Origin of the sequence: Collinsella aerofaciens, from assembly GCF_015556945.1 — a bacterium.
Taxonomy (GTDB): domain Bacteria; phylum Actinomycetota; class Coriobacteriia; order Coriobacteriales; family Coriobacteriaceae; genus Collinsella; species Collinsella aerofaciens_AO.
This window is the reverse complement of the sequence record NZ_JADNNH010000018.1, coordinates 40,550-50,717: the sequence shown is the minus strand read 5'-3', so window position 1 is coordinate 50,717 and position 10,168 is coordinate 40,550. Positions and strand designations below refer to the sequence as shown.

Sequence of the window (10,168 nt, the reverse complement as noted above, 5' to 3'; positions counted from 1 at the left end):
ATCTAATGGGTGCGCGGCCCTCATGCCATGAATGCGAGTGTTTCCGCGGCGAGCTATTTACTCAGCAGCCTCGGTGGTCTCGGCCTCGGCAGCGGCCTCCTCGACGGGAGCCTCTGCGGGAGCCTCGGCGGCCTGCTTGGCAGCCTCCTCGGCGAACTTAGCGGCACGCTTAGCCTTCTCGGCAGCCTTAGCCTCAGCGGCGGCCTTGCGAGCGGCCTCGGCCTCAGCAGCCTTGGCGGCCTTGGCAGCCTTGGCCTCCTCGGCCTTCTTGAGCTGGGCGGCAGCGGCGCCACCGAACTTGTCGGCGAAGCGCTGGACGCGTCCACCGGTGTCGACGAACTTCTGCTGGCCGGTGTAGAACGGGTGGCACTCGTTGCAAAGCTCGACCTTCATCTCGGACACGGTAGCGTGCGTCTTGAAGGTGTTGCCGCAGGAGCACGTCACCGTGCACTCGACATACTGGGGATGGATACCCTGCTTCATGGTAGGACTCCTTATTAGTCAGGCGCTGGTTACCGATCAGCGCATAAGGCGTCTTGGTTTCCGACCAAGACAACAAACTTGGCTATGGTACCACGGCGCCGCGTGTCCCACAAAAGGTTCACGGTCTTTGTGCAACGCGGCGTGGCCAACCGCAGCGGACACGCACCCTGTCGCCCCTTCGCCCATGTTGCAGACGTGTAACGCCGCAGTAAGCACACCCCTTTTGGCGCCAGACGGGTACAATGATGAACACTGTACCGTAGCGGAGCGCCCCGCGCGCGCCGCAACCACGCGAAAGGGTTTCCCATGGCCGAGATCTCGTCCTCCCGCATCGTCATCACCGTCCTTGGCAAGAACCGCCCCGGCATCGTCGCCGGCGTCACCCGCGTTCTGGGCGAGGCCAACGTCGACATCCGCGACATCACGCAGTCCATTATCGAGGACATCTTCACCATGACCATGCTGGCCGATACCGCCGAGTCCAAGCTCGACTTCGCCGAGCTGCAGAAGGCGCTGGCCGAGGCCGGCGAGCTTTCGGGCGTCAACGTGTCCATCCAGCGCGAGGACGTCTTTAACTTTATGTACCGCCTGTAGCGAACAAGCCGCTCGGGGCAGCTTGACGTCATATCGTCCAAGCGCGCGGCCCCAAAGCGGACCGGAGAGGAGCGCGCATGGCCTACGACGCCAAGAAAATCTACTACCGCTTCGACGATCACCTGAGCCGCCTGGTTCTGGATTACGAAGCAAGCCGCCAGATTTCGCCTGAGAGCGAAAACCTCTACCACGGCCTGCCGACCGACCCTTATGACGAGGGCCTGTTTGTCGAGCACAATGTCAAGCGCGGCCTGCGCAATGCCGACGGCTCGGGCGTGGTCGCGGGCCTTACCCGCATCTCGGACGTGCACGGCTACAACAAGGTCGACGGCAAAGTCGTGCCCGATCAGGGCAAGCTCACGCTTCGTGGCTACAGCATCGAGGATCTGGTCAACAACGCCCAGGCCGAGAACCGCTACGGCTACGAAGAGGTCGCCTATCTGCTCATCACGGGCTCGCTGCCCACCAAAGAGGAACTCGACGGTTTTTGCGGACGCCTGGGTGCTTTTAGGCACCTGAGCGACGAATACGTCCGTGAGTTCCCCATGACCACGGTGTCATCGAGCATCATGAATGTGCTTCAGCGCGCCGTGCTGCTGCTCTACGCCTTCGACGCCGAGCCCGACGCCATTACACCCGAACACGAAATCGACGTCGCCATCTCCATGCTCGCCCGTCTCCCCCGCATCGCCGCCTTCGCGCATATGGCCTCGGTCGCCAAGCGCCGCGGCTCCGAGGTTCATGTGCCGCACCCCACACCCGGCCTCTCCACCGCTGAGACCATCCTACAGGTGTTGCGCGGCGGCATGGCATTCACCCGCGACGAGGCCATGCTGCTCGACGTGATGCTTATGCTGCATGCCGAGCACGGCGGCGGCAATAACTCCACGTTCGCCTGCCGCGTGCTGTCCTCCTCGGCCACCGACCCGTATTCCGCCTACGCCGCAGCTATCGGCTCGCTCAAGGGCCCGCGCCACGGCGGCGCCAACGCCAAGGTCGTGTCCATGCACGAGGACATCCGTGCGCATGTCTCCAATTGGGAGGACGAGGACGAGGTCGCAGCCTACCTGAGCAAGATCCTCGACAAGCAGGCCTTCGACGGCACGGGCCTCATCTACGGCATGGGCCACGCCGTCTACACGCTGAGCGACCCGCGTGCCGAGGTGTGCCGTCGTTACGCGCGCTCGCTGGCAGCCAAGAAGGACCTGGGCGAGGAGTTCGCGCTCATCGAGCGCATCGAGCGCCTGGCCCCGCAAGTGATGCGCGATCACGGCATGACCAAGCCCATCTGCGCCAACATCGACCTGTACACGGGCTTTATCTACAAGATGCTCGGCGTGCCCGAGACGCTCTTTACGCCGCTGTTCGCCGTCGCCCGCATGGCCGGCTGGTCGGCACACCGCATGGAAGAGCTCTTCTGCGCGCACCGCATCATCCGTCCCGCGTATCGCCCGGTTATCGAGCCGCTGGAGTACAAGCCGCTCGCCGATCGTTAGGACGCAGACCGTTATAGAACCCGAGCGTGGCCAGGGCATCACCGCCCTCGGCCACGCTTTTTATGCCAGTAGAAAGGATCGCAGCGAATGATTGTGTTTTCCGATATGGATGGAACGCTGCTGACGAGCGATAAGCAGATGAGCGACGCCACTTGGGCAATGCTCGACGAGCTTGCGCGCCGCGGTATTGAGTTTGTGCCCTGCACGGGGCGCCCGCTGTCGGGCATCTTTGAGCCTATCCTCGCCCATCCTGCCGTGCACTACGCGGTCTGCGCCAATGGTGCCAGCGTCTGGCAGCTCGACGAAGATGCGCCTACCGATGCCTCACGCGCCAAACGTATCTTGAGCCGACCGCTCGACCGTGGCATCGCCCATCGCATCCATCGCATCGCCGCCGGCCACGATGTGACCTTCGATATCTTCGCCGACGGCCAGTGCTTCCTCCCCCGCTCGCTCTATGAGCGCCTAGACGAGTTCTGCGGCGGCGACCCCCACATCGCGGCTTCGCTCAAGCGCACACGAACACCGATCGACATGGATATCGACAGTAAGATCGACGAGGTCGAGACACTCGAACGCATCGCCATGTACTGGCACGACCCGGCCGATCGCGACGCCATCGCGGCGGAGCTCGACACGCTCGGAGGCATTGAGGTCACGCGTTCGTACGCCATGAATATCGAGGTCATGGGCGAGGGCGCCACCAAGGGAACGGCCCTCACATGGCTATGCGAGCACCTGGGCGAGCGTCTCGCCGACGCCTGGGGCTTCGGCGACAACATCAACGACATTCCCATGCTGCAGGCAGCAGGCCACGGCATAGCCATGATCAACGGCGAGCCCGAAGACCGCGACGCCGCCGACGCCATCACCGAGTTCGACAACGACCACGACGGCGTCGCCCGCACCATCATGGCCGCCCTCGCCTAGTCATCGGCTAGTCATTGGGGACGTTCTTGAATGACTAGTCGTTGGGGACACTCTTCGTGAAAAGCTGCAAGGACTGTCCCCCACTGCCGGCAGAACGGGAACGTCCCCAGCTGCCGGATTAAGCGAGGCCCTCTAGCACGCGGCGGAGCTCCTGCTGAACGGCGTGGTCGCGGTTACGACCCACCACGCGATCGGCAACCGCCCTGAGCGCAGGGCGCGCGTTTTCCATCGCGCAGCCCGTGCCGACAAAGCGAATGATCTCGTAGTCGTTCATCGAGTCGCCAAACGCCATGACCTCGTCGCGCCCAATGCCGTAATGCTCCGCGAGCTGTGCAATACCCGAGGCCTTCGACACACCAGGCTGCATGGCATCGATCCACGCGTTGCCCGAAGGCGCAAAAGTAAAGAGCTGGCCAAGTTCGCGCTGCAGTACGTAAGCGCTGTCCATAACGGCACCGTCATCGCAAAAGATACTCGCCTTGATGATATTTACGCTGGGATCGGGCAGCTCCCAAATGCGCTCGGCATTGGGAAGGTCCTTATCGACCTCACGCACGAACTTGCACTCGTCATCGAGCAGGAAGGACTTGGTTCGGTCAAAGAGCGCAAGATGCAGATTGGGAAACGTCCTGACGGCTTGGGCGAGCCTTCGAATCGCCAGGTGGGAATACACCTCACGGTCTACCATCTTACCGTCGGCGTAGACTTGGGCGCCGTTAGCGGCGACAAAGTCCATCTTGTCGCGAACGGGCGCAAAGAACTCGCACAGGCGATCGTAGCGACGACCTGACGATGCGGCGAAATGCACGCCATGCTCGTGTAGCGCCAGAATCAGTTCATAGGTCTCGGGAGGCACCTGGCCGTTTTCGTCAAGCAGTGTGCCGTCCATATCGGATGCAATCAGTTTAAACATAGAAAAGCTCCCTTCGGGCTTGTTGGAATCAGACGCGTATCCGATTCCAACGTACCCAAAGGGAGCTCAAATAAGACTCCGCGGGCGTAAACGTTACAAGGACCTGGCAAATAGCTCACACATGCCAGAGGTCCTACGGTCGCGGCGTCAGGCAGCCCGCCAAAGAGTGTCCCCGATGACTAGTCGTTTAAGAACGTCCCCGATGACTAGTCGGCGTAGGTGAAGGTTGTGACGTCGAACATGCCCTCGGGGCGGATGCGGAGCGTCGGGATGACCGGCAGGGGCAGGAAGATGATGCCCATGATGGGGTCGAGCGGCGGCTCAATACCCATGGCGCGCGCCTTGACCATAAAGTCGTCGTGCTGCGCGGCAACATCCTCGGCCGTGCCCTCGCTCATAAGGCCACCGAGCGCCAGCGGAATGCGCGCCACGACCTCGCCGTTGCGCACCAGCACGTGGCCGCCCTGGCCCACGGCCTCAACGGCAGCCATCATATCCGCCGCATTGTCGCCCACCACGCACACGTTGTGCGAGTCGTGGCCGATCGTGGAGGCAATGGCACCGCCCGTGATGGTGAAGCCGCGCACCCAGCCGCGACCGATATGCTTGCCGACGAGCCCCATGCCGGCGGGACCGTCGCCGTCGACGCCCTCGGCCTGCAGCGACACGCCGCGGCCATGGCGCTCGATAAGCATAATGCGACGCAAGTCCTCGTCAGTCTCGGGACGAACCATGCCCGTGATAGCCATGCCAGGGATCACATCAATAACCGCCTCGCCCGGCTTAAAGGCATAATCGAACACGTCAAGCGAAAGCTTCGGCAGCTTAACGGAAGCACGCAGCTCATCGGCAAGCGCTGCGACCTCAGCGGTCTCGGGCGCAACCTCGCCCACAAAGGCGCCGTCCTGTGCCACGAGCGCACCGGCGGCATACACGCGATGCGGGGCCGTGGCAAAGGTCAGGTCATCGAGCACCAGCAGGTCGGCGCGCTTGCCCGGAGCGATCGCGCCGCGGAGCTCATGCGGGTCACGACAGCCGTGGTCCAGGCCAAAGGCCTCGGCCGTGGAAAGAGACGCCATGGAGATGGCGACCACCGGGTCGATGCCGGCCTCGATGGCCACGCGGCAGGCGTTGTCGATCATGCCGGTCGAAAGCGCGTCGGAGGGAGCGCGGTCGTCGGTCGCAAAGCAGCAACGGCGAGCACGGGCGGGGTTTTCCAGCAGCATAGGCGACAGGTTGGCAAGGTCATGGCTGCAGGTGCCCTCGCGCAGCATGACATACATGCCGCGGGATAGCTTGTCGAGCGCTTCCTCGGGAATCGTCGACTCGTGGTCGGCGATAATACCCGCTGCGGCATAGGCGTTGAGATCCTTGCCGGCAACAAGCGGAGCATGGCCGTCGACCTGTTTGGACGGCGTCTGATTGGCAGCGTCAATGCGAGCGCAGGTCTCGGGATCGGCCATAAAGACGCCCGGCAGGTTCATCATCTCGCCCAGACCAAAGACATCGCCCGGATGCTCGGCAAAAAACGCCTGCATATCGGCAGCCGAAATAACGGCACCGGCCTGCTCGTCGGGCAGCGCGGGCACGCACGAAGGCATCATGTACTTGATGGAGATGGGTGCGCGGCGGCCGTCCTCGATCATAAAGCGCAAGCCGTCGAGACCGGCAACGTTGGCGATCTCGTGGCTGTCGGCAATGGCGGTGGTAGTACCGCGCGTCGCGGCCATGCGAGCATACTCGGCGGGACGGATGTTCGAAGACTCGATATGCAGATGCCCGTCAATAAAACCGGGAGCGAGATAGCGACCCTGGCAGTCGATAACCTCGGCAGCCTCGTAGGTGCCAGCGACATCGTCGCGACCATCGTAGAGCACGCCGACGATCACACCGTCCTTGACGGCAACGCTGCCGGGCGCCACACGCTGGCCATACACGTCGACGATCTGCGCATTGGTAAACAGCGTGTCGACGGGCACGCGGCCCTCGGCGGCCTCGATCACAGACCTCATGACCTCAACGGACATACATACTCCTTTAACCGTAGAAAAAAGCTGCGGAGCGGACAGACCTTCACCGCAGCAAGCCAATAGCCATTGTATGCCCAAACGATGGGTCAACAATACGCCTCTCCGCTTAACGGCACACGCCGCTTGGCGCAATGGGGGCAGGTTACTTTGCACCAATGACAAGGAGTGTCCCAAAGTGCCGGCACAAAAGGAACGTCCCCAAGTGCCAACCACGGAAGCGCCGATGTTTTGGCATCGCCAGCGAGCGGGTCGCATTTGAGACAAGGTGACGTGAAACGAAAGGGCGCTGACCTTCTGGTCGCGCCCTTGAAGTTGAACGTCAGATTGTCCAAATGCGGCCCGCGCAGCGTCGGCCGGTCCGCCGTTCGGTAGAACGGCGGAACTAAATCAACTTGAAGCCCTTGCGCTTACCCACAGAAAGGGTGTCGCCCAGCTTGAGGGCGCTGGGATCGATGTTGTAGCTCTTGGGAGCCACGGCCTTGCCGTTGATCTTGACGCCACCGCCGTCGATATCGCGACGAGCCTGGCCGGCGCTCGCCGAAAGGCCCAAGTTCTTGAGCAGGCCGGCGAGGTAGATCTGGCCCTCGTCGTTGACGGTCAGCTCGACATGCTTCTCGGGGAAGTCGGCAAGCTGGCCCTCCTTGAACACGCGGTCGAACTCGGCCTGAGCCTCGTCTCCGGCGCCGGCGCCGTGGTAGGTGTCGCACAGGTCGCGGCCCAGAGCGCGCTTGAGCTCGTAGGGGTCGGCAGAACCATCGGCCAGGGCGGCGTCGATCTTGTCGACCTCGGCCGGGGTGAGCGAGCTGGCCAGACGATAGTACTTGCCGATCATCTCGTCGGGGATGGACATGGTCTTGCCGAACATATCCTTGGGAGCGTCGGTCAGGCCGATGTAGTTGCCATAGGACTTGGACATCTTGCGCACGCCATCGGTGCCCTCGAGCAGCGGCATGGTGAGCGCGATCTGCGGCTCCATGCCCATCTTCTCCATGAGCTCACGGCCAGCGAGCAGGTTGAAGAGCTGATCGGTGCCGCCCATCTCGACGTCGGCCTTGATCTGCACGGAGTCGAAAGCCTGCATCACGGGATACAGGAACTCATGCAGGGCGATCGGCGTCTGAGACTGGTAGCGCTTGGTAAAGTCGTCGCGCTCGAGGATGCGGGCGACGGTGAACTTGGAGCACACCTGCAGCAGACCGGCCAGATCCATCGAAAGGATCCAGTCACCGTTGTGCACGATGGTGGTCTTCTCGGGATCCAGAATCTTCATGGCCTGGCTCACGTAGGTCTCGGCATTGGCCTCGATCTGCTCCTGCGAAAGCTGCGGACGGGTGGAATTCTTGCCCGAAGGGTCGCCAATCAACGCGGTACCGTTGCCGATGATGAGGGTGACGTTGTGGCCCAGGTCCTGGAACTGACGCATCTTGCGCAGCGGCACGGCGTGGCCCAGGTGCAGGTCGGGGCTGGTGGGGTCGACGCCGAGCTTGATGTTGAGGGGCTCGCCCTTCTCAAGCTTCTTGCGAAGGTCGGCCTCGGGAACGATCTGCGCGGCGCCCGAGGTGATGATACGCATTTGCTCGTCAACAGACAGCATTGGGTATCCTCCTTTTGCTATAGCACCCTCGCCGAAAACGGCGGTGCTGGAAGTCCATAAACTCTCTTATGATAACAAACTGACGCGACGCAGCACCTACGACAGGAAAATCCTCGTCCTGCCGCATGCGTCAATGGCAACTGGCAGACGTGTACCGTCACGCTCGACCAGATAGCGTACCTGCCGACGACGCAAGCAGTCGCGGCAACGAACCTGTCCCGTCGCATCGGTGGCGCAGACGCCCTCGGCGGTCAGCAGGCAGTGCTCGCACACCATAAGCTCGGGACGGTCGGCGTCGACCGGACCCAAGACGCCGGGTTCAGCGGCCAGTTCGGCAATACGCTCCGCATCATTGCCGAGCAACTCCGCCGGCAAGCACACCCGCCCCGCACCGAGTCCGCGCAGCCAGGTAAGCGTGGCCCGATTCGCGCAGAACACCGGCGCCGCCACGTCAAACGTCACGCCCAGCTCGCGAGCGATCACCACCTGTCCCAGGTTGCGGCAGACGACGCGCCCGGCACGCTGTATCAGTGAGCGGGTCCAGTCAGCGTCACCCGTGCGGCACACCTCGTCAAGCACCACAACGGCGTCGGACAAATCAAGTTCTCCGCGCGGGTCGGCATCCATCAGCTGCCAAGCAAAAACCATGCGAGTGGGAACCGCGCACTCCACCAACTCCGTGGACGCACCGCCATCCACCGCAACGTCCTCAAAGGGCAGCACCTCAACGGCACGCGCAACGGGCGCAATCGCATCCGCCTCGGCCCGCATGCGCTCCAACACCGCCGCCGTCTGATCCAACACGCCGGCGCTGCGAATCAGGTACACCTCGCAGCCCGTGTCAACCTTACGCTTGCAATGCACGACGACGCGCTCCCCCGCTGCGGCATCCACCGGACAGGGCACCTGCGGCCAGCGCTTGGGCACATCGGGACGCGCGTCGGCACCCGGATAAAACCGGATCTCGAGCGTGTCACCCGCCGCCACGGCGGCGTCGAGCTCAACGGTCACCTCTTCGTGGCCCACAGCGACCAAGCGCCCCACGCGCACGCCCTGGTTAATCGCACGCTCAAAGCTCATCAGCTCGGCACCCGAACGCCCTCGCAGGTACGCATCGGTAAACCCACGGTTAAACGACCTTCCCAGCTCGCGCTCAAGCTCTTCCACGGCACCGGGGTCCCACGCGCCGTCGTACAGCATATCGAGTGCCCGGCGCCACACCCGCACCACGTTGAATACGTAATCGGGGTTCTTCATGCGCCCCTCGATCTTGAGCGACGCCACGCCGGCATCTACAAGCTCGGGCAGATGTGCAATACCCAGATAGTCGCGCGGGCACAGCAGGCGATCTCCCTCGACGGCGACAACGCTCTGCCCCGCCTCGTCCACCAGGTCGTACGCCAGACGGCACGGCTGCGTGCAGTCGCCGCGCATCGCCGAGCGCCCACGCCGCAGGGCCGAGAACTCGCACGCCCCCGAATAGCCGATGCAAATCGCACCGTGGCAGAATACCTCGATGGGCACGCCCGTGGCACATAGCGCCGCAATCTCGTCGACCGTCAGCTCGCGTGCCGTCGTCACGCGCTCGACCCCCAGCTCATCGGCGGCAAGTCGCACGGCGCCTTCGCTATGAACGCCCGCCTGCGTGGACAGGTGAATCTCGACCCCGGGAATCGCCGCGCGCAGCGCGCAGGCCAGCCCGGCATCGGCGACAATCAGAGCATCGGCGCCCAGCTCCAGTGCATGAGCTCCCAACGCCACCGCGTCGGACAACTCATCGTCAAACACGAACACGTTGAGCGTCACGTACACACGCACGCCATGGGCATGCGCCACGGCGCAGCCGCGCGCAAACTCGTTATCCGTAAAGCCATGGGCGCTCACACGGGCGTTAAAGCCGCCCAACCCCGCATAGATGGCATCGGCACCCGCGGCGATGGCCGCAAGCATCTGGTCGAGCCCGCCCGCCGGCGCCAGCAACTCGGGCAGCGCCGCACCAGCAGCATCCAATCCAGTCTCGTATTGTCCGCTCGGCCCCATCGTCCGAATCGCCATCGACAAACTCCTTACCAAGGTATGCATTCACTCTGAAAAATGCCGTCTTCCAGCATACACGAGGCATCGCGCG

General features: G+C 63.2%; 8 protein-coding genes. 3 read left to right on the top strand and 5 right to left on the bottom strand.

Annotated features, from left to right (window positions below; genetic code table 11):
* Positions 1–57: 57 nt before the first annotated feature.
* Positions 58–483 carry a 50S ribosomal protein L31 gene (rpmE, locus tag I2F59_RS06575; protein ID WP_006235303.1) on the bottom strand — a complete coding sequence of 142 codons (426 nt, stop codon included), beginning with the start codon at positions 481–483 and terminating at the stop codon, positions 58–60.
* 306 nt (positions 484–789) lie between these two features.
* Here rpmE and I2F59_RS06570 point away from each other — a divergent pair, with 306 nt between their 5' ends.
* The 3 genes from I2F59_RS06570 (at position 790) to I2F59_RS06560 (ending at position 3,503) form a co-directional block, all read left to right on the top strand.
* A complete protein-coding gene (locus tag I2F59_RS06570; protein WP_006235289.1) occupies positions 790–1,077 on the top strand; it encodes an ACT domain-containing protein in 288 nt (95 codons plus the stop codon).
* A 77-nt stretch (positions 1,078–1,154) separates the two neighbouring features.
* Positions 1,155–2,573: a citrate synthase gene (locus I2F59_RS06565; RefSeq protein ID WP_195503623.1), complete on the top strand. Its 1,419-nt coding sequence runs from the start codon at positions 1,155–1,157 to the stop codon at positions 2,571–2,573.
* Between the two features lie 87 nt (positions 2,574–2,660).
* A complete protein-coding gene (locus I2F59_RS06560) occupies positions 2,661–3,503 on the top strand; it encodes a Cof-type HAD-IIB family hydrolase (protein WP_055287478.1) in 843 nt (280 codons plus the stop codon).
* Positions 3,504–3,621: 118 nt separating this feature from the next.
* Here I2F59_RS06560 and I2F59_RS06555 read toward each other — a convergent pair whose 3' ends face one another.
* From I2F59_RS06555 to I2F59_RS06540, 4 genes are all read right to left on the bottom strand, one after another.
* Positions 3,622–4,416: a Cof-type HAD-IIB family hydrolase gene (locus tag I2F59_RS06555; RefSeq protein WP_195503622.1), complete on the bottom strand. Its 795-nt coding sequence runs from the start codon at positions 4,414–4,416 to the stop codon at positions 3,622–3,624.
* Positions 4,417–4,622: 206 nt separating this feature from the next.
* The gene (locus I2F59_RS06550) at positions 4,623–6,443 is read right to left on the bottom strand and encodes an adenine deaminase (RefSeq protein ID WP_055287474.1); all 1,821 of its coding nucleotides are present in this window, start codon (positions 6,441–6,443) and stop codon (positions 4,623–4,625) included.
* Positions 6,444–6,828: 385 nt separating this feature from the next.
* On the bottom strand, positions 6,829–8,040 hold the full coding sequence (gene tyrS, locus I2F59_RS06545; protein ID WP_195503621.1) for a tyrosine--tRNA ligase: 1,212 nt from the start codon (positions 8,038–8,040) through the stop codon (positions 6,829–6,831).
* Between the two features lie 96 nt (positions 8,041–8,136).
* The gene (locus tag I2F59_RS06540) at positions 8,137–10,095 is read right to left on the bottom strand and encodes a U32 family peptidase (RefSeq protein ID WP_195503620.1); all 1,959 of its coding nucleotides are present in this window, start codon (positions 10,093–10,095) and stop codon (positions 8,137–8,139) included.
* Positions 10,096–10,168 lie beyond the last annotated feature (73 nt).